Raw genomic sequence first — 22,982 nt, 5'->3', positions numbered from 1 at the left:
GACGCTTACGCGGAGCGCGTCGAGGATCGCCCGCCTTCGAGCTCCGTCAGCGCGGCCTCGAGCGGATCCTCGTCGCCCGGCTCGCGCGGCGTCTCGCTTCGCGACTCGGGCGCGGCGTCGGGCTGAGGCTCCGGATCCGACGGCGGCTCGACATAGCCCGGCCCGCGCGCCGCGATGACGGTGGCGCGCAATTCTTCCACGCTAGAGAACCGCCGGGCGCCGTGCGGCGACAGGGCCTCGACCGAGCCGTCGTCGTAGAATCGATAGGTCACGCCGCGATGCTCGCCCTCGCGCACCACCTTCGGTTCGGCGGCCGTCTCCGGAGCCGCGGTTTCGACGGTCTCCTCGTCATGACCGGTTTCCGTCGCGGCGGCCTCTTCGGCCACGGGCGGCTCCGGCGTCTCCACGACCGCCTCCGGCGCAGGCTGATGCTCCGGCTCCGGCTCCGGCTCTGGCTCTGGCTCTGGCTCGGCCGGCGACGGAACGGCGGTCGGATCAGTCTCGGCGCGCGCCTGCCGACGCGCGCGCGCCTTCGCCAGCCAGTCCGGAACCTTGGGCTCGATCGATGGCGCAGGAGCCGGCTTGGGCGCTTCAGGCTCCGGCGCGGCGGGCTCCGGCTCCACGGGCGTCAGCTCGACAGTCTCGGGCTCCGTCGGCGCGGGCGCGTCGGCCTCGGCGGCGGGCGTTTCGATCGCGACGGATTGACCCGCGTCCAGTTCCGCGGGAACGGGTTCGGCGACGAGCGGCTCCGCCGGCTCTTCGAGCACGGGCGGCGTCTGAAAGGGCAGGACCGGCCGCGACGCCCGCTCGAGCGGAGGCGCGACGGGACCGGGGGCTTCGGGACCCCGAACGCCCCGATCCGGCCCGCCGAAGATGTTGCGGCTGCCGCCAAGCTGGGGCGTGACCACCTCGGGCCGCTCGACGGCTTCGGCCTCCTCGCGCAGGCGGGCCTCGCGGCGGCGCTGCTTGCGCTCCTTCTTGCTGAGGCCCGCGTCGCCGTCCTCGTCCGGTTCGGCCGCGACGCTCGGAGCAGGCTCGTCGGCAGGCTGCGGCTCGGCTTGAGGCTCGGAAAGCGGCGGAGGATCGCTTGCGATCGGCTCCGGTTTGAGCGCCGGCGCGAAAGCGAGCTCGGCGACCGGTTCTTGGACCAGCTCTTGGACTCGCTCTTGGATCGGCTCCACGGCCGGCGCGGGCTTCCGCGCGGCCGGCGGCGGCGGCGTGCGGTCGAAGCGCGGCGCCTCGAAGCGGGGCGCCGAGCGCCGCGACGGCTGCGGCTCCGGCGCGATCGGCGCAGGCTCGACGACGTCCGCAGGCTCGGGCTGCGGCTCCTGGCGCGGCTCGAAATCGAGGCGCGGCTCGAAATTCGCCAGCCCGCGCGGCTCGGGCGCCGGCTCGAAGGCGGGCGCGGGCGTGGGCCGGCCATAGTCGGAGGGCGGCGCCTGTTCGCGCGGCGCGGCCCCCGAGAGCATGGCCGGCAGCCCGCGCGAAACCCGCGCCGGACCCGACGCCTCGATGGCGCGCACGAGGCGGCGCAGCCCGCCGGCGAGCGCCCCGAGGCCGATGGCGAACACGCCCCAGCCCACGAGGTTCGCGGCGATGTCGAGCGCGGCGAAACTGTCGCCGGCGAGCAGCATGTAGCCGCCCCAGCCGATCAGTCCTGCGCCGAGCGCGTAAAGCACGAACGACATGTCTCGCGACCTTCCTCAGGCTCCGGCGGGCGGACAGTTTTCCTGCGGCGTGGTTAGCGCGGCGTAAAGCCGCTGCGTTTCGTCGCGCTCCAGGGCTCTCGACCGCACGGCGTTGTCGCGCGCCCGGTGGAACCTATGTAGGGCTGCGAACGCCGCGTCCGGGGATTTCGCCCGGCTCCGGGGCGACCGATATCTTTTTTCGCCGGAGATTTTCAATGGCCTTCAAGCTGCCCGAGCTGCCTTACGCCTACGACGCGCTGCAGCCCTATATGTCCAAGGAGACCTTGGAGTTCCATCACGACAAGCACCACAACACCTATGTCGAGACCGGCAACAAGCTGCTCGAAGGCTCGGGTCTTGAAGGCGCTTCGCTCGAAGAGATCGTGAAGCAGAGCTACGGCAAGAATGCGCCGCTGTTCAACAACGCCGGCCAGCACTTCAACCACCTCCATTTCTGGAACTGGATGAAGCCGAACGGCGGCGGTGCCATTCCGGGCGCGCTCGAGACCAAGATCAAGGAAGACCTCGGCGGCGTCGAGAAGTTCAAGGAGGACTTCATCGAGGCCGGCAAGGGCCAGTTCGGCTCGGGCTGGGCGTGGCTCACCCTCAAGAACGGCAAGCTCGAGGTCACCAAGACCCCGAACGGCGAGAACCCGCTGGTCCATGGCGGCGTGCCGCTGCTCGGCTGCGACGTCTGGGAGCACTCCTACTACATCGACTACCGCAACAAGCGTCCCGACTATCTCAAGGCGTTCATCGAGAACCTCGTGAACTGGGAATATGTCGAGAAGCTCTACGACGAAGCGAAGTAAGCGCGGCGTTCGCGCCGAACGCTGAAAAGCGAGACCAAAGGGCCGCGCCTCCGTCAGTCGGGGGCGCGGCCCTCGCGTTTGAGAAGCGCTGCGACATCGACGTCGTCACGCCCGCGTGCGCCGAAGTTGACGCGGCGCGAACGAGTCCCAACTCTTCCGGACATGAACCGCCTCGGACGACAGATCGCAGCTTGCGCCGCGCTCGCGGCCGTGTGTCTCGCGCCTGCGCTTCCCGCGCGCGCCGAACCGGCGGTCGCCGAAAGCACGGTCATCCGCAGCATTTCATTCAAGAGCATGGCGCTTGGCCGCCAGCTCCAGTTCTCGCTCTATCTGCCGCCCGGCTACGACGCCGATGACGACGTTAGAAAATATCCGACCATCTACCTGCTGCACGGCCATGGCGGAACGGACGTCTCCTGGCTCGACCAGGGCGGACTGCGCGAAACCGCCGACCGGCTGATCGCCGATGGCAAGCTGCCGCCCTCGATCATCGTCATGCCCTTCGCCCAGACCGGCTGGTACGTGGACAGCTCGGGGCCCGAGGGCACCGGACGATGGCAGACCGCCATCCTCGACGACCTCATCACCTATATCGACGCCAAATATCCCACGATCGCCGACGGCGCGGCGCGCGCGATCGGCGGCCTGTCGATGGGCGGATACGGGGCGCTGCGCTTCGCATTGATGGAGCCCGACGAGTTCGCCGCCGCGGCGAGCCTCTCCGGCGCGCTGTTCGCCGACGTCAAGAGCGCGACCGATTTCCCCGCCTTCCAGATCGGCCTGTTCGGCCGCACCTTCGGCAAGACCTTCGATCCGGTGACCTTCAACGCCGCCAGCCCCTGGCGCAGCATCGACGACGACGGCGAGACGGTCGAGGAGACGCCGGCGCTCTTCATGACCTGGGGCGACCAGGACATTCCGATCCTCGCCGCGGGAAACGCCAAATTCGTCGAGGCGCTGAAGGCGGCGCGCATTCCGGTGACTTTTTCGGTTTCGCCCGGCGGGCACAACTGGAAGCTCTGGGCCCCGCAGACGCCTCCGATGCTCGCTTTTCTCGGCTCGCGGCTGAAGCGCGGCGTCACCGTCGCGCAGACCGGGCCCGTCAGCGACGCGACGCGCGTCGCCGCCGGCGCCTCGACGCCCGAGACCATCGCGAGCGGCGTCAAGAACGCCGCCCCGCCGCCGCCCAACGCGGCTCCGGGCCCGAAGCCGCTCGCTCCGCCGAAACCCATCGTGGCGCGGCCGTAAGCTCGCGCGCTTCCATGAGAGCCGCGTGAGACGCAGCTGTCGTCCCGGCCTGTCCCGGAACGACGGCCGGCGTTTTCGGCCGCGTCCGGCGAACGTCCGCCTCGCGCTTCAGCTCTCCAGCACGGCCTTGGCGACCAGCAACGCGTCGCGGTTCGCGCGGATGTCGTGGACGCGGAACATCGTCGCGCCCGCGGCCCAGCCGACGACGGACGTCGCGACCGTGCCGAAGACCCGCTCCTTCGGTTCGCGCGGGATGATGTGTCCGATCAGCGACTTGCGCGAGGTTCCCAGCAGCACCGGAAACCCCATGGCCGCGAGCGCGTCGACGCGGCGGATCGCCTGAAGGTTCTGCTCCACGGTCTTGCCGAAGCCGACGCCGGGGTCGAGCATGATCGCGCGGTCCGGAACGCCAGCCTTCTGAGCGATTTCGATGGAGCGGCTCAAGAACCGCTTCATGTCCTCGACGACGTCGAGCGAGGCGTCGACCTCGGTCCGGTGATGCATCACGCAGACCGGCGCGCCGTGTTCGGCGGCGACGCGGGCGATGTCGGGATCGCGCTGCAGGCCCCAGACGTCGTTGACGATCGTGGCACCGGCCTCGAGCGCGGCCGCCGCCGCCGAGGCCTTCATCGTGTCGATCGAGATCGGCGTTTCGAGCGCGGCCCGGAGCGCCCGGATCGCCGGAACGACGCGGCGGATCTCTTCCTCGGCGTCGACCGGCGTGTGACCGGGCCGGGTCGACTCGCCGCCGACGTCGATGACGTCGGCCCCCTCCTCGGCCATGGCGCGGGCGTGGGCGACCGCCGTTTCGACCGCCTCGAAGCGTCCGCCGTCGGAGAACGAATCCGGAGTGACGTTCAGGATGCCCATGATGCGCGGGCCGCCGGCGCGGTCGAACAGGCGGGCGGCGGCGAAAGGCTCGTTCGGCGACATGTCGGGATCACTTGGCGGCGCGGAATGGCTGGCAGGCCCGACATAGCGGCGTTTTCCGCCCCGCGCGAGCGCCCGTCAGTACGTCATGACGGCCGGCATCGACTTCGCCTGCTCGATCCAGGCCGCGACGCGCTTTTCGGATGGCGGCGCCTTCAGGAGCTTCTTCTTCACGTTGAGCTCGGCCATCGCGCGGGTGAGGTTCTGGACGTTGCGGTTCCTGAGGCTCTTCACCGTGTCGACGCCGGCGGCCTCGAGCAACTCCGCGTATTCGCCGCCGACCCCCTTCACCCGCATCAGGTCCGCCATGTTGGCGATGCGCAGGATGGTGGCTTCAGGCGCCCCGGAGGCCGCCGCCAGCGCCTTGCGGCCCCGCGGATGATTGGCCCGCTCGAGCAGCGTCGCCGTCGTGCGCACGCCAACGGCTCTCAGCTTCTTGACCGTGTCCGGACAGACGCCTGCGAGCTTCAAGATGGCGTAGGTCAAGCGCGTCCCCCGAGATCATAACAGCCCCAGAAGACGCAGGGGATCAGTCACCTCTCAACGCGACTGCGCATAAGGCCGAAGAATAAAATCCTTCGGCGACCGAAGTTGTCAAACGAAAGCTTCGAGCCCAGGGACCGAGCCGACAATGCGACCCGTCGTCTCTTCGCCCACCGTCTCGCGGGAATGGGCGAGCAGCTCCTTGGTGACGATCTGCACCTCGCCGCCCGAAAGGCCGGCGGCGGTCAGCGCGTGATAGGCCGCCATGGCGCCGAACCCCTGATAATCCGAGCCGTCGCTTTCCTTGCGGCCCTGCTCCAGCGCCTTGTCGGCGCCTGGCATGGCGTCGACGAGCTCCTTCACCGCGTCGGCCGGCGCCTCCTTGTCGAGGAACACCAGGATGGTCTTGACCGCGGCCTCGGCCTTGGCGCGGTCGAGGCCGGCTGCGGCCGTCAGGCGGTTCACGAGTTCGTCCATCGTCCGGCTTCTCCCCGGGTTCTCATTGGGAGGCGCATAGTAGGCAGGGCCGGTCCGATGGCAAGCTGCCGATGGGCGAAGCGCGACCTGTCAGCTTGTCTCGGCTCGCCCGGCGGGCCACTAATCGCCCGGCGGACAGAGGCGAGGAGACGGCATGCTCGAGGACGGCAAGATCTTCATCGGGACGAGCTTCGACCAGAAGGGCGCGAAGGAGAAGGGCGAGTATCTCGAGCTCAAGCTCGCCAACCGCCACGGCCTCGTGACCGGCGCGACCGGCACCGGCAAGACCGTCACGCTGCAGGCGCTGGCCGAAGGGTTTTCGGACGCCGGCGTCCCCGTCTTCGCCGCCGACATCAAGGGCGACCTCTCGGGCGTCGCGGCCAAGGGCGAGCCGAAGGACTTCCTCGTCAAGCGCGCCGAGGAGATCGGGCTCACCCCTTACGTCAACGACGCCTTCCCGGTGACGTTCTGGGACCTGTTCGGCGAGCAGGGCCACCCGATCCGCGCCACCGTCTCGGAGATGGGGCCGCTGCTGCTCGCGCGGCTCATGAACCTCAACGACACGCAGGAGGGCGTGCTCAACATCGTGTTCCGCGTGGCGGACGACGAGAAGCTGCTTCTGCTCGACCTCAAGGATCTGCAGGCGCTGCTGAACTATGTGGCCGAGAACGCCTCCGCGCTCACCACCAAATACGGCAACGTCGCCAAGGCGACCGTAGGCGCCGTCCAGCGTCAGCTGCTGGTGCTCGAGCAACAGGGCGGATCGAGCTTCTTCGGCGAGCCGGCGCTGACGCTTCCCGACCTCATGCGCACGAGCCGCAACGGCAAGGGGATGATCAACATCCTGGCGGCCGACAAGCTGATGGGCAGCCCCCGCCTCTACGCCACCTTCCTGCTCTGGCTGCTCTCGGAGCTCTTCGAGGAGCTGCCCGAGGTCGGCGATCCGGAGAAGCCGAAACTCGTGTTCTTCTTCGACGAGGCGCACCTGCTGTTCGACGAGGCGCCGAAAGCGTTGATCGAGAAGGTCGAGCAGGTGGTGCGCCTCATCCGCTCGAAGGGCGTCGGCGTCTATTTCGTGACGCAGAACCCGCTCGACGTGCCCGAGACGGTGGCGGGCCAGCTCGGCAACCGCGTCCAGCATGCGCTGCGCGCCTACACGCCGCGCGAGCAGAAAGCGGTGCGGGCCGCCGCCGAGACTTTCCGACCGAACCCGAAGCTCAAGACCGCTGAAGTCATCATGGAGCTCGGCGTCGGCGAGGCGCTGGTCTCGACGCTCGAAGGCAAGGGCGTTCCCTCGATCGTCCAGCGCACGCTCATCCGACCGCCGGCCGCGCGCATCGGGCCCGTGAGCCCGGAGGAGCGGCGCGCCATCATCCAGAACTCCGCGATGGGCGCGAAATACGACACGGCGGTGGATCGCGAGTCGGCCTACGAGCTGCTGACGCAGCGCGCCCAGCAGGTGGTGGAGGCCGACGCCGGCGGAGGCGGGATCGGCGGCATCTTCAGCACGATCTTCGGCGGCGGCTCCTCGCGCTCGAGCACGCTGAACCCCGGCCAGCGCGTCGCCCGCGAGGTGACGCGCACCATCGTCAACCAGACCGCCGGCAACGTCGCGGCCTCGATCGGCAAATCGATCGCGGGCTCGGTCGGCGGCTCGGTCGGGCGCGCTGTGGTGCGCGGCGTGCTGGGCAGCCTGATGCGGCGGTGAGGTTGTTGAACGCGGTCGGGCGCGCTATTTATCTACACCGACAGGCCATGGGGTGTAGACGATGGCGTTTCACGTAAGGGATCCGGAAACCGACAGGGTGGTGCGAGCGCTCGCCGCCGCGACGGGCGCCTCGCTCACCGAAACGATCCGCGTCGCGTGCGACGCCGAGCTTCAGAAGCTGAAGCTTGCGGAAAGCGAAGAGGAAAAGCGCGCCCAGATGCGCGCTGTCAGGGAGCGGCTCGCCCAGTACCCTCAAGATGAGGGCGTGGCGCTCGACAAGGCGTTCTTCGACGCTCTCAACGACGAATAGCGATCATGTTCGTCGACGCCTCGGCTTTGACCGCCATCCTGGTCCGGGAAAAGGACGCCGACGACATCGAGGCGCGTCTGCTCGCATCCAAGACGCCGTTGATCACCTCGGCTCTGGCGCTGTTTGAGACAGCGCTCGCGGTTTCGGCGCGATTGCGCATCGACCTCGAACTCGCCGCCGAAGAGACAGCGGCATACACCTCGCCGAAGGTGAAGACGGTCCCCATCACCGCCGAGATCGGCCGCCTCGCCATCGACGCGCGATCGCGCTACGGCAAGGGGACCGGCCACCCTGCCCGCCTCAATCTCGGCGACTGCTTCGCCTACGCCTGCGCCAAGGCGCACGCCGTGCCGCTGCTCTACAAGGGCGACGATTTCGTCCATACGGACCTCGCCTGAAGCCTCTTCCGAAAGGATCATCGATGTCCGATCTCGACCGCGCCCTCGCCGCCGCCGACGAGGGCCTCGAGCAGAGCCTCGACCGGCTGTTCTCGTGGCTGAAGATCCCGTCGATCTCGACCGACCCGGCCTATCGCCACGGCTGCCGCGAGGCCGCCGACTGGCTGAAGCGCGAACTCGCCGAGCTCGGATTCGAGGCCGCGCTTCGGGAGACGCCCGGCCACCCCGTGGTGCTGGCCAAGCACGCCAAACCCACCGGCCCCCACATGCTGTTCTACGGCCACTACGACGTGCAGCCGGTCGATCCGCTGGAGAAATGGGAGACGCCGCCCTTCGAGCCGAAGATCGCGACCACCAAGGAGGGCAAGAAGATCATCCTCGGCCGCGGGTCCAGCGACGACAAAGGCCAGGTGCTCACCTTCGTCGAGGCCTGCCGCGCCTGGAAATCCGCGACCGGCGAGTTGCCGGTCGGCGTCACGCTGATGATCGAGGGCGAGGAGGAGTGCGGCTCGGTCAATCTCGGCGGCTTCCTCGACGAGGCCAAGGACGAGCTCAAGGCCGACGCCGCGCTCGTCTGCGACACCACCATGTGGGCGCAAGGCCGGCCGGCCATCACCTCGGCGCTGCGCGGCCTCATCTACGAGCAGATCACCATCAAGGCCGCGAACCGCGACCTCCACTCCGGCATGTATGGCGGCGCGGCGCGCAACCCGCTGCACGTGCTTTCCAAGATCGTCGCCGACCTTCATGACGCCGACGGCCGCGTGACGCTTGCGGGCTTCTATGACGGCGTTCACGAGACGCCCGAGGACGTGCGCGAGCAGTGGCGCGGCCTCGGGCTCGACGCGGAGGCCTTCCTGAAGCCGGTCGGCCTGTCGGAGCCCGCGGGCGAGCGCGACCGCATGATCATCGAGCAGATCCAGTCGCGCCCGACCTGCGACGTGAACGGCATGTGGGGCGGCTACACCGGCGCCGGAGCCAAGACAGTGATCGCGGCGGAAGCTCACGCCAAGATCTCGTTCCGCCTCGTCGGCGACCAGGACCCGGCGGCGATCCGCCAGGCGTTCCGCGCCTTCGTGCGCGAGCGCCTGCCCTCCGACTGCGCGGTCGAATTCGACGGCCACAAGGGCTCGCGCGCGATTCAGGTTCCGATCGACAGCCCGGCGCTCGCCAAGACGCGGGCGGCGCTCGAAGCCGAATGGGGCGTGGCGCCGGTGACGATCGGCATGGGCGGCTCGATTCCCGTGGTCGGCGACTTCAAGCGCACGCTCGGCCTCGACACGCTGATGGTCGGTTTCGCCCTCGACGACGACCGCATCCACTCGCCGAACGAGAAGTACGACCTCGAGAGCTTCCGGAAAGGCACGCGCTCCTGGATCCGGATCCTAGGCGCGTTGGCGGGCTGAATTACCGCTTCGACTGACGGCAAATCATTTGTGCAACGCACGCTGGACAGGCGCCCTGCCCGCGTTCGGCGCTGATCCTGCGTGTGTGCCCGCCCCGCAGGCGCCCTTTCCCGGGCAAGGCGCACAAGGCTTCGGCGCAGCGGTTAACGTCGGTTAACCATTTGAGCCGTATGGGCAACACCTCCGACTTTCGTCGTCCCCCATGACGGTTTCGTGAGTCTTCGGGGGCGCCATTTCCTGAACGTTCGTTCATACTGCGACGCAGCGAGACGAGAGCCGTGCGGGGCCTCGTCGGCAGGCGGCAGAGGCAGCGAATCATGGTCGGACTGGCGCGACGCGCCGGGCTCACGCTCGGCGCGCTGGGGACGATTTTGGCCTTCGCGGCGACGCCCGCTCCGGTTGCGGCCGGCGAGGCCGACGCCCCGAGAGACTTTCGATCGACCCAGGCGCTGGTAGAGGCGCCGCTGTTTTTGTCGATGGCCGAGATCGACGCCGCGTTCTCGCGGCTCGACGCCGAGCGCGTCGGCGCGAACAAGCCGGTTCCCGGCTTCATGAGCTATTGGGAGTCGTCCGGCGTCGGCTACGGCCAAGGCGAGCGCGCAGGCCGCATCGGCTCGGGCGCGTCCGCCACCCAGATGCGCATCGGCCTCGATCGCGAAACCCGCCCCGGCCTTATCATCGGCGCGATGGCGAGCGCGGGCTTCGGCGGCGTCGGCTCCGGGGATCTTGGCGCGCGGGCCTATGGGCGGCATGTCGATTTCTACGCCAAGTTCAACGAGGGCCGCGTCTTCGCCAAGGCTCTGGTGGGCGCGTCGCAGTTCGGTTTCGGCGCGATCGAGCGCGGCGAGGCCGGCGACCAGTGCCAGGCCGCCGCCTCGAGCGTCGTGGCGCGCGCGTCCGGTCAGATCGGAGCCTCGACCAAGATCGCCGGAATCACCATCACGCCGATGCTGACCGCCTCGGCGCTCGGCGACCGGCTCTCCGGCTATTCCGAGCGCGGCGGTTCGGGCGCCGCCTCGTTCGGCGCGCGGTCTGCGGTCGCGGCGATCGGCGCGGCGCGGCTGTCGGGCTCGCGTTCGTTCCGCCTCGACTCCAAGCGCAAGCTGAAGGTCGAGGCCTTCGTCGGCGGCGAGGGCGTGATGGGTTTCAGCTCGAGCAAGCTGAAGGCCTCGGTGGGCGGCGAACGCGTCGACGCCATCGCGATGGGCGGTTCGCCGACCGGACGCGGGCTCGTCGGCGGTCTTGGCGTCGGAACGTCCCTCATGGAGGGCGTGACCGTCCAGGTGAACTACGACTACGGCCGCCGCGACGGCGTTTCGACCCGCGCGACCCGCGGACGCCTCGGCGTCTCTTTCTAAGGCGCGGCCTCGCTCCGAATCTCCTGCTTTCGCCGGCCCGGACGCGTCTCGCGCATCCGGGCCGTTCCGTTTCGGCGGCCCTCTCCAGTAGTTCGATTTTCCAAGATGGCTGGGGTGCGGGCCTGTGGCAGGGTGGCGCCGCATTGCAGCAGAGACGACCATGACCGCCGACGCGTCCGCATTCACGACCGATTTCGCCGCCGACTTCCCCTCCGACGAGGCCTCCTGGCGCAGGGCCGCCGAGGCCGCGCTCAAGGGCCGACCGCTCGATCCGGTGGTGAACGCGAAGCTCGTCGACGGCGTCGCCTTCGAGGCGATCCGGCCGCGCGCGCCTGTTCGCGCCATCGCAGGCCGCCCGGCCGGCGCGCGGTGGTCGGCCCTCGCCCGCATGGATCTTGCGGACATCGCCGACGCCAACGCGCAGGTTCTCGAGGATCTCACCAACGGTTCGTCGGGCGTCGCGCTGGTGCTAACCCCGGACGGCCTCGGCGCCCGAAAGATCGATGCTCTCGACGCCGCGCTTGAAGGCGTGATGCTCGATCTCGTCACGACCGTGGTCGAGACCGAGCCGCTCGGCGGCGCGCAGGCGGCGGCGCTCGTCGCGGCGCTCGTCGAACAGCGCGGTCACGCGCCGCAGGACGTGTCGGTCCTCTTCGGCCTCGACCTCGTCCGCGACGCGCTGCTCGCCGGTTCGGCCGCTGATCCCGCGTCCGTCGCCGACGCGCTCAAGACGCTCAACGGCCTCGGCTTCTCCTCCCCGGTTCTGCTGCTCGACGGGCGCGTCGCCCATGAGGCCGGCGCCAGCGAAGCGCAGGAACTCGCGGGCGTGCTCGCGGCCGCGGTCGAGCATGTCCGGACGCTCGCCGCGCACGGGCTCGACCCCAAAACCGTGCTCGACGCCTCGGCGATCGCGCTCGCGGCTGACGGCGACCAGTTCGCGACCATCGCCAAGCTCAGGGCCGCGCGCCTGCTGTGGGCGGCGTTGCGCCGCGAGTTCGGGCTCGCCGACGCGCCGCTGCACATTCACGCCGAAACCTCGCGGCGCATGCTCACCCTCGACGACAGCCAGACCAACATCGTGCGCTCGACCATCGCGGCCTTCGCGGTCGGCGTCGGCGGCGCGGATTCGGTCATGGTGCTGCCCTACAGCTTCGCGCGCGGGGCCGCGGACGGCGACGCCCGCCGCATCGCCCGCAACGTCCAGTCGATCGTGCTCGAAGAGACCAACGCCTATCGGGTCGCGGACCCCGCGGCCGGCGCCGGCGCGATCGAGGCGCTGACCGACGCGCTCGCCGAAAAGGCCTGGGGACTGTTCCAGGAGATCGAGGCAGAGGGCGGCGCGCTGGCGGCGCTGACGTCCGGTTTCTGGCAGGCGAAGATCGGCGAGACCGCCAAGGCCCGCGGCAAGCTCGTCGCGACGCGCAGGATGCCGCTCGTCGGCGTCAGCGAATTTCCGAAGGCCGACGCGGCCGGGGCGCCTACGGCGACCAGCGATCGCAGCGGCGGCGGCGATGGCGGCGGCCGGTCAGCGGACTTCGCGGCGCTGATCGAGGCGTTTGGCAAGGGCGAAAGCCTCGGTGTGGACGCCGGCCAGCCGGTCGGCGCGCCGCTTGCGACCGCGCGGCTTTCCGAGCCATTCGAACGGATCCGCCACGCCAACGAAGCGGCGTCGGAGCGTCCCGCGGCGTTCCTCGCGCTTGTCGGCCCCATCGCCCGCCACGCCGCGCGCGCCGGCTTCATCCGCAACCTGCTCGCCGCCGGCGGGTTCGCGACGCCCGACGGACCGGCAGACGCCTCGGCGCAGCAGATCGCGGACGCGTTCAAGGCCTCCGGCGCAGCGCTCGCGGTGATCTGCGGCGCCGATCCGGACTATCAGGAGAGCGGAGCGGCGATCGCCAAGGCGCTGAAAGCGTCCGGCGCGACCGTGTGGCTCGCGGGCCGGCCCAAGGACGGCCGCGACGCGCTCGAGGCCGCAGGCGTCGCCCGTTTCGTGGCCGCCGGCGACGACGCCATCGACATTCTCACGGAAGCGACCACAATCGCCTCCACTGTCGCCAGCACGGCGAAAGGAGGCGCGGCATGAGCGCGACCCTTCCGAATTTCTCGAACATCGCCTGGGCCCGGCCCGACCTCCCCGCGCCGAAGGCTGCAGCCGCGCCGTGGACCACGCCCGAGGGCATCGACGTGCCGCCGGTCTATTCGGAGGCCGATCTCGACGGCCTCAAGGGCCTCGACACCTGGCCGGGCCTCGCGCCGTTCATCCGCGGCCCCTACCCGACCATGTACGCGGCCCAGCCCTGGACGATCCGGCAATATGCCGGCTTCTCCACGGCGGAAGACTCCAACGCCTTCTACCGGGCGAACCTCGCGGCCGGTCAGATGGGCCTCTCGGTCGCGTTCGATCTCGCGACGCACCGGGGCTACGACTCGGACCACCCCCGCGTCGCCGGCGACGTCGGCATGGCGGGCGTCGCGATAGACTCGATCTACGACATGCGCACGCTCTTCGACGGCATCCCGCTCGACAAGATGACCGTGTCGATGACGATGAACGGCGCCGTTCTGCCGGTGCTGGCGCTCTTCATCGCGGCGGCCGAAGAACAGGGCGTGCCGCAGGAAAAGCTCGCCGGAACCATTCAGAACGACATTCTGAAGGAGTTCATGGTCCGCAACACCTACATCTACCCGCCGCAGCCCTCGATGCGGATCATCGCGGACATCTTCGCGCACACGTCCCAGCACATGCCGAAGTTCAACTCGATCTCGATCTCCGGCTACCACATGCAGGAGGCCGGGGCGACGGCCGACCTCGAGCTCGGCTACACGCTGGCGGACGGGGCGGAATACGTGAAGGCCGGCATGGCGGCGGGCCTCGACATCGACAAGTTCGCGCCGCGGCTCTCCTTCTTCTGGGCCATCGGCATGAACGTGTTCATGGAGATCGCGAAGATGCGGGCCGCGCGCCTCATCTGGACGAAGCTCATGACCGACCTCGGCGCCAAGAGCCCGAAGTCGCTTCCCCTTCGCACCCATTGCCAGACCAGCGGCTGGTCGCTCACCGCGCAGGACGTCTGGAACAACGTCACCCGCACGACGCTCGAGGCGATCGCGGCCACGCAGGGCGGCACCCAGTCGCTCCACACCAACTCCTTCGACGAGGCGCTGGCGCTGCCGACCGACTTTTCGGCCCGCATCGCCCGCAACACCCAGCTGGTGCTCCAGATGGAAAGCGGAACCACGCGCTTCATCGACCCGTGGGGCGGCTCGGCCTATGTCGAGAAGCTCACCCACGACCTCGCCAAGAAGGCGCTCGCCCACATCGCCGAGATCGACCGGCTGGGCGGCATGGCGAAGGCGATCGAGGCGGGCGTGCCGAAGCTGCGCATCGAGGAGGCGGCCGCCACCACGCAGGCGCGCATCGACTCGGGCGATCAGGTCGTCGTCGGCGTCAACGCCTACAAGGTGCTGGAGAACGAGACGCTCGACGTCCGCCAGATCAAGAACGCGGAAGTTCGCGCCGCGCAGGAGGCCAAGCTCAAGCGCCTGCGCGAGGAGCGCGACGAGGCCAAGGTCCAGGCCGCGCTCGACGCGCTCGAAGCCGGCGCGCGCGGGAACGCCAACCTGCTGGCGCTGTCGATCGAGGCCGGCCGCGCCAAGGCGACGGTGGGAGAGATCACGAGCGCGATGGAGCGCGTGTTCGGGCGCCACCGGGCGGAGATCAAGTCGATCTCGGGCGTCTACAAGCGGGAGGCCAAGGCCATGGGCGCGATCGAGGACGTGCAGAAGCTTGTCGCGGCCTTCGAGCGGGCCGACGGCCGCCGGCCGCGCATCCTCGTGGCCAAGGTCGGCCAGGACGGCCATGACCGCGGCCAGAAGATCATCGCCTCGGCCTTCGCCGACCTCGGCTTCGACGTCGACATCGGCCCGCTGTTCGCGACGCCCGAGGAGGCGGCCCGGCAGGCGATCGAGAACGACGTCCACGTCGTCGGCATCTCGACCATGACGGCGGGCCACCTGACGCTCGTCCCGGCGCTGCGCGACGCGCTGAAGGCGGAAGGGCGCGAGGACGTCATGATCGTGGTCGGCGGCGTCATTCCGCCGGTCGACTATCCGGCGCTGAAAGAGGCGGGCGCGAGCCTGATCTTCCCGCCCGGCACAGTGGTGGCGAACGCCGCCAAGGAGCTTGTCGTGATGTTGAACGAGCGGCTGGGCTATTCGCCCGCGCAGGCGGCCGAATGAGCGGCCCGTCCGAAGAGCCGACGCCCGAGATGATCGAGGCGATCGCCAAGCAGCTGTTTCGCGCCGAGAACCCGCCGAGCCGGTTGTGGGACGGAAAGCTGTTCGAGCAGGCGGGACTGCCCACCGAAGGCTATCTGTTCGCCAGCGAGGACGAAAAAGCCGCCTTTCGGCGGCGCGCTCAAGAAGCCTTCACCGGCGCGTCCTCGTAAGACGAGCCGGCAGATCCCGGCCGGCGGATCGCCGGCCATGAGGTCAAATGTGCAGCTTCACACCCCGAGACGGCGGCGGAAGCCGAGAAGCTTGGTCGCGCCCATGGCGCGGCCGAAGCTCGCCTGGGCCTTTCCGGAGAGCGCCGTGGCGCGGCCGCGCAGCACCATCGCCTGGTCGCCGCTCATGCGGCCCCAGGCCTGGAGCAGGCGGCCCTTCACCTGACGGTAGATTCCTTCCAGTCGATCGGCGTTCATTGCCATCCTCGCGAGCTGAAACAATCTGTAACAGACACTATGCGACGAGAACGCTGAACGGCAGATGACAGTTCGACGTAGCGGATGAAATTTCCGTGCTGAGGCGACTCATCACTTGGTCTCGCCCCGCGCGCTTCGCGCCAGCCGCCGCAGCCTGATAGGCTGGCGGAACTCCCTCAGTTTTCAAGCCGAAAGCCCGCAGTGCCCGTTTCACAGACGCCCGTGCAGGAGATCGACGTCGCGGCTTTCGCCGAGCGCATCCGAAAAGGCGAGCGGGCGGCGCTCGCGCGCGCCATCACCTTCGCGGAATCCCGCCGCGCCGATCACCAGGCCGCGGCCCGCGCGATGGTGCAGGCGCTGATCGAGGAGACCGGGCGGGCGGTGCGCGTCGGCATCACGGGGGTGCCCGGCGTCGGCAAGTCGACCACGATCGACATGCTGGGGAGCATGCTGACCGCGCAGGGCCATCGGGTCGCGGTGCTCGCGGTCGACCCGTCGTCCAAGCGAACCGGAGGCTCGATCCTCGGCGACAAGACTCGGATGAAGAGCCTCGCGCACGATCCGCACGCCTATATCCGCCCCTCGCCGTCCGCCGGCACGCTCGGCGGCGTCGCGGCCAAGACGCGCGAGACCATGCTGCTGGTCGAGGCCGCGGGCTTCGACGTGATCCTGGTCGAGACGGTCGGCATCGGCCAGTCCGAGATCACGGTGGCGGACATGACCGACGTGTTCGTGGTGCTGATGCTGCCCGGCGCCGGCGACGAGCTCCAGGGCATCAAGAAGGGCGTGCTCGAGATCGCCGACATCATGGCGGTCAACAAGGCCGACGGCGACAACGCGGCGCGCGCCCGCGACGCGGCCTCCGACTACAAGGCGGCGCTGAGGATCCTTTCGGCGAATTCCGGCGCCTGGACGCCCGAGGTCATCACCGTTTCGGGCCGCGAGAACATCCGGCTCGACACGCTGTGGGAGCGGGTTCTGGCCTGCCGCGCCGCGCGCGAAAAATCCGGCGAGTTCGCCGAACGCCGCGCGAGCCAGCAGGTGCGCTGGATGTGGGACATGGTGGAGGCGCGCTTCCGCGAGCGCCTCGGCGAGCACCCTCGCCTCGCAGAGCGCGTGCCGGCGCTCGAAGGCGAAGTCGCGCGAGGCGAACTCGCCCCGACGCTCGCCGCTGACGAAATCGCGAAGGTGCTGGGCTTCTAAGGCGCTGGACACGAGTTCGAAAGGGATGAGGAATAGCTTCCTCCAGAGTCGAGTCTTCGCCCCGCCGCTTTTCGATGTCCGACGCCTTGCCCAATGACGCGACGCCCCCAAGCGACGACGACGCCGCGCGCCTCATCGCCGAGGTGCGCCAGGCGCTGTCGACGCCCGGACTGAAACGCGAGCAGGCCGAGGCGATCGCGCGGCTCGCCGAGGACGCCGCCCATGCGCTGCGGCGCGGCCGGCTCGAGGAGGACCGCCGCAGGCTCGCCGATCTCGTGGAGGCGCAGGCGCGGGCGATCGACGCGCTGCGGCTGGAGGCCGACCGCCGCAGCCGCACCATCGACGCAGCGCTTGGCGCGGCGCGCTCTGGCCTCTGGGAGTGCCGCCTCGGCGACGAGCGGCTGGACTGGAGCGCGGGCGTCTACGACCTCTTCGGCCTGCCCGCCGGAAGCCGGCTCCATCGCCGCGACATGCTGGATCTCTACAAGCCCGCCTCGCTCGAACGGCTCGAGCGCGTGCGCGGCGAGGCCCTCGTGAAGGGCGGCCGGTTCTCGCTCGACGCCGAGATCACCACGGCCAGGGGCGTCAGCCGCTGGATCCGGATCGCGGCGGTGGTGGAGCATGAGGGCGGCCGCGCCACGCGGCTCTACGGCATGAAGCGCGACGTCACCGGCGAACGCGCGATCGCGGCCCAGACCCGCCGCCTCGCCGAGGTCGACGCGCTGACGGGACTTGCGAACCGCCGCCTGTTCGACGAGCGGCTGGCCGAGCGCGCCCATGACCCGCGCGCCGGGCTGCTGCTCGTCGATCTCGACGGCTTCAAGGGCGTGAACGACACGTTCGGCCATTCGCGCGGCGACGCCTGCCTGAAGGAGGCCGCGCGCCGGCTCGAGGCCACCTGCCGCGGCTCGGACGTCGTGGCGCGGCTCGGCGGCGACGAATTCGCCGTGCTGGTGACCGACGCCGCAGGCGGCGATCGGCTCGCAGCCCGCGTGGTGGAGGCCTTGCGGATGGACGTCGAGGGCGACGGCGCGCGCATCGCGATCGGCGCCTCGGCGGGCTTCGCGGCTTCCGACGGCGCGGCCCCGGCCGAATGGTTCGCGCGCGCCGACCTTGCGCTCTACGCCGCCAAGGCCGCCGGGCGCGGCGCCTTCAGAACCTTCGAGCCCTCGATGGCGGCGCCGGCCATGGGCCTGCCGTCGCAGACGCCGCCAGAGCTTCGGCTCGTCGGCTAGAGCGTGACGCGATCTCATCGGCTCATGCCGTCATGCCCGGCGGAGCCGGGCATCCACGACTTACTGGAAACGTAGAGCGTTACGTCGAAGTCGTGGACACCCGCGAAGACGCGGGCATGACGTGGCGAGTCATCCGAAAGTCATCGTGCTCTAGGGGCCCGCGCTCAGCCGATCCCCTCGGGTCCGCGGGCGATCGCCGCGACGCCGGTGCGGGCGACCTCGACGAGGCCTAGCGGGGTCATCAGCACGATGAACTGGTCGAGCTTGTCGGGCTTGCCGGTGATCTCAAACACGAAGCTCTCGGTGGTGGCGTCGATGACGCGCGCCCGGAAGGCGTCCGCGAGGTTCAGCGCCTCGACGCGCGCCTCGCCCTTGCCCCGCACCTTGATCAGCATGAGCTCGCGCTCGAGCGCGCGGCCGGTCTGGGTGAGGTCCAGAACCTTGTGCACCGGCACGAGGCGGTCGAGCTGGGTCTTGATCTGGTCGACGACGTCGTCCGGGCCGGTCGTCACCACGGTGATGCGCGAGAGGTGGCCCTCGTGGCTCACCTCGGAGACGGTGAGGCTGTCGATATTGTAGCCCCGGCCGGAGAACAGGCCGATGACGCGGGCGAGAACGCCCGGCTCGTTGTCGACGAGGACCGCCAGCGTGTGGCTCGAGCGCGGCTCGTGGGTGTCGTCCATGAAATAGGCGGAGCCGGTGGGCTGGCGCATGTCGGTGTTCTTCTGATTGGAGATGCGGAAGACGCGACGCGTCCGGGTCGATCTGATGAGGCGGAACCCGTCGTCCCGGCCGAAGAGCCGGGATCCAGATCCACGGCGCTCCGGCGCGATCCTGCGCCGTCGGCGTTCATGGATCCCGGGTCAAGCCCGGGATGACGGCTGAGGTTCGAGAGCGTTCTGACGACGATCCCGGATCGGCCCTCTCGGGCCGTCCGGGATGACGCGCTTTAGACGGGTCAGACGAGCTTCTTGCCCTCGTCGGTGATCGCCTGGTTGATGGTCTGCTCGCCGGCCTCGCCGAGCAGCATCTCGTTGTGGGCGCGGCCCGACGGGATCATCGGGAAGCAGTTCTCCATCTTGTCGACATGCACGTCGACAACGACCGGGCCCGGCGTCTCGACCATCTTGCGGATGGTGTCGTCGAGCTCGGCCGGGTTCGACACCCGCAGGCCCGTCGCGCCATAGGCCTCGGCGAGCTTCACGAAGTCCGGCAACGCCTCCGAATAGGAGTGCGAATAGCGGCTGCCGTGCAGCAGCTGCTGCCACTGGCGCACCATGCCCATGTACTCGTTGTTCAGGATGAAGATCTTGACCGGCAGATTGTACTGGATCGCCGTCGAGAGCTCCTGGATGCACATCTGGATCGAGGCCTCGCCCGCGATGTCGATCACGAGCGCGTCCGGATGGGCCTTCTGCACGCCGACCGCAGCCGGCAGGCCGTAGCCCATCGTTCCGAGACCGCCGGAGGTCATCCAGCGGTTCGGCTCGTCGAAGCGGAAGTATTGCGCGGCCCACATCTGGTGCTGGCCGACCTCGGTCGTGACGTAGGTGTTCGGGCCCTTGGTGAGCTCGTAGAGACGGCGCACCGCATGCTGCGGCTTGATGGTCTCGTCGGAGTTCTTGAACTCGAGGCAGTTGCGCGCCTGCCAGGAGTTGATGCGCCGCCACCAGTCCGCGAGGCCCGCCGGATCGATCCGCGAGCGGCTCGCCTTCCAGATCGCGACCATCTCCTCGAGCACATGCGCGACGTCGCCCACGACGCCGACGTCGACGCGGACGTTCTTGTTGATGGACGACGGGTCGATGTCGATGTGGATCTTCTTCGAGCCCGGCGAGAAGGCGTCGAGACGGCCGGTGATGCGCTCGTCGAAGCGCGCGCCAACGCACAGCATCACGTCGCAGTCATGCATGGCGTTGTTGGCCTCGAACGTGCCGTGCATGCCGAGCATGCCGAGCCACTGCGGCCCGGACGCCGGATAGGCGCCGAGGCCCATCAGCGTCGAGGTGACGGGCGCGCCGGTGAGATCGGCGAACTCGCGCACCAGTTCGCTCGCGCGCGGGCCGGAATTGATGACGCCGCCGCCGGTGTAGAAGATCGGCTTGCGCGCCGAGGCCAGCAGCTCCACCGCCTCGCGGATCTTGGCGACGTCGCCCTTGAGCCTCGGCTGGTAGCTCTTGTGGATGATGTCGCCCGGGCCGACGTAGCGGCCGGTCGCGAACTGGACGTCCTTCGGGATGTCGACGACGACCGGGCCCGGACGACCGCGGGTCGCGACGTAGAACGCCTCGTGCAGCACCTGGGCGAGGTCGTTGACGTCCTTCACCAGGTAATTGTGCTTGGTGCAGGGCCGCGTGATGCCGACCGTGTCGCATTCCTGGAACGCGTCCGAGCCGATCAGATGCGTGGGCACCTGACCGGTGATGCAGACCATCGGGATCGAGTCCATCAGCGCGTCGGTGAGGCCGGTGACCGCGTTGGTCGCGCCAGGGCCCGACGTCACGAGCACGACGCCGCACTTTCCGGTCGAGCGGGCGTAGCCTTCGGCCATGTGGGTCGCGCCCTGCTCATGGCGGACCAGCACGTGCTCGAGGTCCTCCGTCTGGAACAGCGCGTCGTAGATCGGAAGAACCGCGCCGCCCGGATAGCCGAAGATGTGCGCCACGCCCTGATCCTGAAGGGCGCGGATGACGATCTCGGCGCCGGTCATCGTCTCGGCGGACAGGTTCACCGCCTTGGGGTCGATCGAGGCGGCCTCTTCGGTGGTCTTCGGTTCCAGTTCTGCGGCGTCTTGCGCGGCCATGGCGTTTTCCTCTCGCCTTTTCCTGACCATCGCCCTCGCGCTTTTCGGACGCTTAGGCAACAAAAAAGGGCCCCGTGGGGGACCCTTGGCTTGGCGTCATCGTTCGAGCGCGAACCTTATGCGGCCCGCACCTTCGATGACGCCCAGATTACGATAAGCTTGCGCGACATTCGTCGCTCCTCAGCCGGAATTCGCTCGGAAGTTACGTGCGGCGAAGCCGGTCGTCAAGGCGCGGCGCGCGCGACTTCGGTCGTACGCTCGAACGTCAGTCCGCCTCGACGGGCGTCAGCGAAACGGCGTCGAGGCCGTTGTGGGTGTCGGACGGCGCGTCGCCATTGTTGAACCTGATCTTCGTGCGCGCCTTCGTGGCGGTGAAGGTCGTGGAGAATTTCTTCCAGTTCTGGACGTTGCCGCCCTCGGCGTTCACGGCGACCATCGCCTGTTCCCCGTCCACGAACACCTGGACGGACGACGTCGACCCGACGCGCAGCCCCGCGGCGCCGGCCAAAGCCCCCGGCCCTGGCTCGACGCGACCGCCAAACAACGCCGTATGGCGATACTGTGCGCCGCGTCCATGGCGACACAACCTGAAATGGTCTTACGCCGTTCGGCCGGAAGAGTGCGCGCCGCGTCAATCCAGATAGACGATCTGCGCCTTCGGCTCGCAGTCGACCACGTTCCAGTCGACCGCGAAGGCGTCGGCGGCTTCCGCCGAGCAGAGCCGCCAGCAGTTGCGGCCCGCGGCCTTGGCCTCGTAGAGCGCATGGTCGGCGAGCGCCATTAGGCGTTCGGGATCAACGGTGGAATCCGGCGCGAGCGCGACGCCCACCGTGATGGTCGGCGAAAGCTCCAGCCCGTCATGCACAAAGGCCTGATTGACGCCGGCCACGAGCCGTCCGGCGAGCCGCGTGGCGTCATCGGCCGTCGGCACCGGCGCGATCACCGCGAATTCGTCGCCGCCGAGCCGCGCCACCATGTCGGTCGCTCGGACCGTGTCGCGCAGCCGTCGCGACACCTCCACCAGCAGCGCGTCGCCGCTCGCATGCCCGAAGCTGTCGTTCACGGACTTGAAGTGGTCGAGATCGACGAGGAACAGCGCGAAGCGGCGACCCTTGCCGCGGGCGCCCTCGATCGCCGAGCCGAGCGTCTCGAGAAAGTGCGTGCGGTTGGCGAGCGTCGTCAGCCCGTCGTGGAAGGCGCGGAAGGCCAGGTCGCGGCTCAGGCGGCGTTGGTCGTGGGTCGCGGCGGCGGCGATGAGCGCGGGAAGCGTCAGCAGCGCAAGCGCGAGCCCCCGCATCAGTTCGGCCTCGCGCGGGCCCGCCTCGGCGAGCGCGGACCACTGCTCCCCGGCTCCGAAAGCGTGCAGGGTCGAGACCAGCAGGAAGGCGGCGAGCGCGGTCGGGAACAGGCCGAGCCGGGTCGCGAACCACATCAGCACAGCCGAGGCGCCGAGCGCGATCTCCTGACGCCCGTCGGCGATCGCGGCGACGGCGCAGACCGTGAGCAACGCGGAGGCTGCGAGCGCCTCGCCCTGGAAGTTCCGTGGGCCGCTGGCGTCGTCGAGCCGGCGCTCGGGCCTGTCGAACGACAGCGTAACTGTCATGATCAGCATGGCGGCGAGGCTCGCGGCGACGAGCGCGGCCGCGAAGCCGACGCCGAACTCGCCGAAGGCGGCGAAGAAGGGCGAGGCCTGGACGACACCCATGGTGACGGCCGCAGCGCCCAAGGCCGCGACGACGCGCGACTGGGACGAGATGAAGCCCTTGCGGCGGAGCCAGCCGAACAGGCCCGCGGCCCCGCAGATCGCCACGACATCGAGGCCGAACCAGAGCGCGGCGTCGACGACGTTCTCGCTGGACGCCGCCGCGAAAGCGAGCCGTACCGCCCCGAGCCGCAAGGCGTCGCCGGCGCTGAAGCCGCGGCCGTAGCGGATGACGAGGCCTGCGACGGCTGCGGCCGCCAGGCCCATCAGCGGCGCGCCGTTGGTTCCCTCCCCCAGCGAGCGCATCGCCAGGAGGCCCCCGCCGTAGCAGAATGCCAGCGAGGCCTTCGGGCTGGACAGCCAATCAAGGCATGTGGCGATGAACCGGCGGAGCAGACAGACGCGATACGCAGGCATAGGCGGACTCGGGCTCGATGGACTGAAGCGCGGACGAGCGGTTCCGGTGTGGCATGTCATACGCCATGGGACCTTAAGCCTGGGTTCCCGAAAGCCCTCAA

General features: G+C 69.4%; 21 protein-coding genes. 12 read left to right on the top strand and 9 right to left on the bottom strand.

The features are described 5' to 3' along the window. Nucleotides 1–5: 5 nt before the first annotated feature. Nucleotides 6–1,688, bottom strand: coding sequence for a hypothetical protein (locus ACFOWB_RS06880; RefSeq protein WP_261404023.1), 1,683 nt, complete (start codon nt 1,686–1,688; stop codon nt 6–8). 215 nt (nt 1,689–1,903) lie between these two features. Between ACFOWB_RS06880 and ACFOWB_RS06875 the strand changes: the two genes are divergently transcribed. Continuing rightward, complete coding sequence (locus tag ACFOWB_RS06875) at nt 1,904–2,500, top strand: superoxide dismutase (protein ID WP_261404024.1); 597 nt, start codon at nt 1,904–1,906, stop codon at nt 2,498–2,500. 162 nt (nt 2,501–2,662) lie between these two features. Then, complete coding sequence (locus ACFOWB_RS06870; protein ID WP_261404025.1) at nt 2,663–3,748, top strand: alpha/beta hydrolase; 1,086 nt, start codon at nt 2,663–2,665, stop codon at nt 3,746–3,748. 108 nt (nt 3,749–3,856) lie between these two features. Here ACFOWB_RS06870 and folP read toward each other — a convergent pair whose 3' ends face one another. The 3 genes from folP to ACFOWB_RS06855 form a co-directional block, all read right to left on the bottom strand. After that, a complete protein-coding gene (folP, locus tag ACFOWB_RS06865) occupies nt 3,857–4,681 on the bottom strand; it encodes a dihydropteroate synthase (protein WP_261404026.1) in 825 nt (274 codons plus the stop codon). A 75-nt stretch (nt 4,682–4,756) separates the two neighbouring features. Continuing rightward, on the bottom strand, nt 4,757–5,164 hold the full coding sequence (locus tag ACFOWB_RS06860) for a DUF4332 domain-containing protein (protein ID WP_261404027.1): 408 nt from the start codon (nt 5,162–5,164) through the stop codon (nt 4,757–4,759). Between the two features lie 108 nt (nt 5,165–5,272). Beyond that, nucleotides 5,273–5,638 carry a hypothetical protein gene (locus tag ACFOWB_RS06855; RefSeq protein WP_261404028.1) on the bottom strand — a complete coding sequence of 122 codons (366 nt, stop codon included), beginning with the start codon at nt 5,636–5,638 and terminating at the stop codon, nt 5,273–5,275. A gap of 154 nt (nt 5,639–5,792) precedes the next feature. Here ACFOWB_RS06855 and ACFOWB_RS06850 point away from each other — a divergent pair, with 154 nt between their 5' ends. The 8 genes from ACFOWB_RS06850 to ACFOWB_RS06815 all read left to right on the top strand — a co-directional run bounded on the left by ACFOWB_RS06850 (nt 5,793) and on the right by ACFOWB_RS06815 (nt 15,266). Next, on the top strand, nt 5,793–7,346 hold the full coding sequence (locus ACFOWB_RS06850) for a helicase HerA-like domain-containing protein (RefSeq protein WP_378146429.1): 1,554 nt from the start codon (nt 5,793–5,795) through the stop codon (nt 7,344–7,346). Nucleotides 7,347–7,407: 61 nt separating this feature from the next. Next, nucleotides 7,408–7,656, top strand: a complete 249-nt coding sequence (locus tag ACFOWB_RS06845) for a type II toxin-antitoxin system VapB family antitoxin (protein WP_261404029.1) — start codon at nt 7,408–7,410, stop codon at nt 7,654–7,656. Nucleotides 7,657–7,661: 5 nt separating this feature from the next. Then, entirely contained in the window at nt 7,662–8,054 is a 393-nt protein-coding gene (locus ACFOWB_RS06840; protein WP_261404030.1) for a type II toxin-antitoxin system VapC family toxin, read from the top strand. A gap of 23 nt (nt 8,055–8,077) precedes the next feature. Continuing rightward, nucleotides 8,078–9,460 (top strand): dipeptidase, encoded by a 1,383-nt coding sequence (locus ACFOWB_RS06835; protein WP_378146426.1) that lies wholly within the window; start codon nt 8,078–8,080, stop codon nt 9,458–9,460. A gap of 317 nt (nt 9,461–9,777) precedes the next feature. Beyond that, the gene (locus ACFOWB_RS06830) at nt 9,778–10,818 is read left to right on the top strand and encodes a hypothetical protein (RefSeq protein WP_378146424.1); all 1,041 of its coding nucleotides are present in this window, start codon (nt 9,778–9,780) and stop codon (nt 10,816–10,818) included. Between the two features lie 160 nt (nt 10,819–10,978). After that, on the top strand, nt 10,979–12,901 hold the full coding sequence (locus ACFOWB_RS06825; RefSeq protein WP_378146422.1) for a methylmalonyl-CoA mutase family protein: 1,923 nt from the start codon (nt 10,979–10,981) through the stop codon (nt 12,899–12,901). Further along, complete coding sequence (scpA, locus tag ACFOWB_RS06820; RefSeq protein ID WP_261404034.1) at nt 12,898–15,057, top strand: methylmalonyl-CoA mutase; 2,160 nt, start codon at nt 12,898–12,900, stop codon at nt 15,055–15,057. Before ACFOWB_RS06825 ends, scpA begins: the two co-directional genes overlap by 4 nt. Beyond that, entirely contained in the window at nt 15,054–15,266 is a 213-nt protein-coding gene (locus ACFOWB_RS06815) for a hypothetical protein (protein ID WP_261404035.1), read from the top strand. The genes scpA and ACFOWB_RS06815 overlap by 4 nt, the downstream gene beginning before the upstream one ends. Before the next feature lie 57 nt (nt 15,267–15,323). On the opposite strand, the gene ACFOWB_RS06810 is transcribed toward ACFOWB_RS06815, so the two are convergent. Then, the gene (locus ACFOWB_RS06810) at nt 15,324–15,521 is read right to left on the bottom strand and encodes a CsbD family protein (RefSeq protein ID WP_261404036.1); all 198 of its coding nucleotides are present in this window, start codon (nt 15,519–15,521) and stop codon (nt 15,324–15,326) included. 201 nt (nt 15,522–15,722) lie between these two features. Here ACFOWB_RS06810 and meaB point away from each other — a divergent pair, with 201 nt between their 5' ends. Both meaB and ACFOWB_RS06800 read left to right on the top strand, forming a co-directional pair. Beyond that, complete coding sequence (gene meaB, locus ACFOWB_RS06805) at nt 15,723–16,724, top strand: methylmalonyl Co-A mutase-associated GTPase MeaB (protein WP_261404037.1); 1,002 nt, start codon at nt 15,723–15,725, stop codon at nt 16,722–16,724. 74 nt (nt 16,725–16,798) lie between these two features. After that, a complete protein-coding gene (locus ACFOWB_RS06800; protein ID WP_261404038.1) occupies nt 16,799–17,959 on the top strand; it encodes a GGDEF domain-containing protein in 1,161 nt (386 codons plus the stop codon). Between the two features lie 164 nt (nt 17,960–18,123). Here ACFOWB_RS06800 and ilvN read toward each other — a convergent pair whose 3' ends face one another. The 4 genes from ilvN to ACFOWB_RS06780 all read right to left on the bottom strand — a co-directional run bounded on the left by ilvN (nt 18,124) and on the right by ACFOWB_RS06780 (nt 22,770). Beyond that, nucleotides 18,124–18,672, bottom strand: a complete 549-nt coding sequence (gene ilvN, locus ACFOWB_RS06795) for an acetolactate synthase small subunit (protein ID WP_378146417.1) — start codon at nt 18,670–18,672, stop codon at nt 18,124–18,126. 245 nt (nt 18,673–18,917) lie between these two features. Next, the gene (locus tag ACFOWB_RS06790) at nt 18,918–20,669 is read right to left on the bottom strand and encodes an acetolactate synthase 3 large subunit (RefSeq protein WP_261405637.1); all 1,752 of its coding nucleotides are present in this window, start codon (nt 20,667–20,669) and stop codon (nt 18,918–18,920) included. Nucleotides 20,670–21,027: 358 nt separating this feature from the next. Then, nucleotides 21,028–21,270 carry a hypothetical protein gene (locus ACFOWB_RS06785; RefSeq protein WP_261404040.1) on the bottom strand — a complete coding sequence of 81 codons (243 nt, stop codon included), beginning with the start codon at nt 21,268–21,270 and terminating at the stop codon, nt 21,028–21,030. 123 nt (nt 21,271–21,393) lie between these two features. Continuing rightward, nucleotides 21,394–22,770: a GGDEF domain-containing protein gene (locus tag ACFOWB_RS06780; RefSeq protein WP_261404041.1), complete on the bottom strand. Its 1,377-nt coding sequence runs from the start codon at nt 22,768–22,770 to the stop codon at nt 21,394–21,396. Nucleotides 22,771–22,982 lie beyond the last annotated feature (212 nt).

Source organism: Chenggangzhangella methanolivorans, from assembly GCF_042648545.1.
In the GTDB taxonomy this organism is placed as follows: Bacteria; Pseudomonadota; Alphaproteobacteria; order Rhizobiales; family Methylopilaceae; genus Methylopila; species Methylopila methanolivorans.
This window is presented reverse-complemented; position numbering and strand designations above follow the sequence as displayed.

Excerpts from the sequence above, each read along its gene's own strand:
- ACFOWB_RS06880 (WP_261404023.1), bottom strand. The coding sequence starts at position 1,688 with ATGTCGTTCGTGCTTTACGCGCTCGGCGCAGGACTGATCGGCTGGGGC.
- ACFOWB_RS06875 (WP_261404024.1), top strand. The coding sequence starts at position 1,904 with ATGGCCTTCAAGCTGCCCGAGCTGCCTTACGCCTACGACGCGCTGCAG.
- ACFOWB_RS06870 (WP_261404025.1), top strand. The coding sequence starts at position 2,663 with ATGAACCGCCTCGGACGACAGATCGCAGCTTGCGCCGCGCTCGCGGCC.
- folP (WP_261404026.1), bottom strand. The coding sequence starts at position 4,681 with ATGTCGCCGAACGAGCCTTTCGCCGCCGCCCGCCTGTTCGACCGCGCC.
- ACFOWB_RS06855 (WP_261404028.1), bottom strand. The coding sequence starts at position 5,638 with ATGGACGAACTCGTGAACCGCCTGACGGCCGCAGCCGGCCTCGACCGC.
- ACFOWB_RS06850 (WP_378146429.1), top strand. The coding sequence starts at position 5,793 with ATGCTCGAGGACGGCAAGATCTTCATCGGGACGAGCTTCGACCAGAAG.
- ACFOWB_RS06845 (WP_261404029.1), top strand. The coding sequence starts at position 7,408 with ATGGCGTTTCACGTAAGGGATCCGGAAACCGACAGGGTGGTGCGAGCG.
- ACFOWB_RS06840 (WP_261404030.1), top strand. The coding sequence starts at position 7,662 with ATGTTCGTCGACGCCTCGGCTTTGACCGCCATCCTGGTCCGGGAAAAG.
- ACFOWB_RS06835 (WP_378146426.1), top strand. The coding sequence starts at position 8,078 with ATGTCCGATCTCGACCGCGCCCTCGCCGCCGCCGACGAGGGCCTCGAG.
- ACFOWB_RS06830 (WP_378146424.1), top strand. The coding sequence starts at position 9,778 with ATGGTCGGACTGGCGCGACGCGCCGGGCTCACGCTCGGCGCGCTGGGG.
- ACFOWB_RS06825 (WP_378146422.1), top strand. The coding sequence starts at position 10,979 with ATGACCGCCGACGCGTCCGCATTCACGACCGATTTCGCCGCCGACTTC.
- scpA (WP_261404034.1), top strand. The coding sequence starts at position 12,898 with ATGAGCGCGACCCTTCCGAATTTCTCGAACATCGCCTGGGCCCGGCCC.
- ACFOWB_RS06815 (WP_261404035.1), top strand. The coding sequence starts at position 15,054 with ATGAGCGGCCCGTCCGAAGAGCCGACGCCCGAGATGATCGAGGCGATC.
- ACFOWB_RS06810 (WP_261404036.1), bottom strand. The coding sequence starts at position 15,521 with ATGAACGCCGATCGACTGGAAGGAATCTACCGTCAGGTGAAGGGCCGC.
- ACFOWB_RS06800 (WP_261404038.1), top strand. The coding sequence starts at position 16,799 with ATGTCCGACGCCTTGCCCAATGACGCGACGCCCCCAAGCGACGACGAC.
- ilvN (WP_378146417.1), bottom strand. The coding sequence starts at position 18,672 with ATGCGCCAGCCCACCGGCTCCGCCTATTTCATGGACGACACCCACGAG.
- ACFOWB_RS06790 (WP_261405637.1), bottom strand. The coding sequence starts at position 20,669 with ATGACCGGCGCCGAGATCGTCATCCGCGCCCTTCAGGATCAGGGCGTG.
- ACFOWB_RS06780 (WP_261404041.1), bottom strand. The coding sequence starts at position 22,770 with ATGCGCTCGCTGGGGGAGGGAACCAACGGCGCGCCGCTGATGGGCCTG.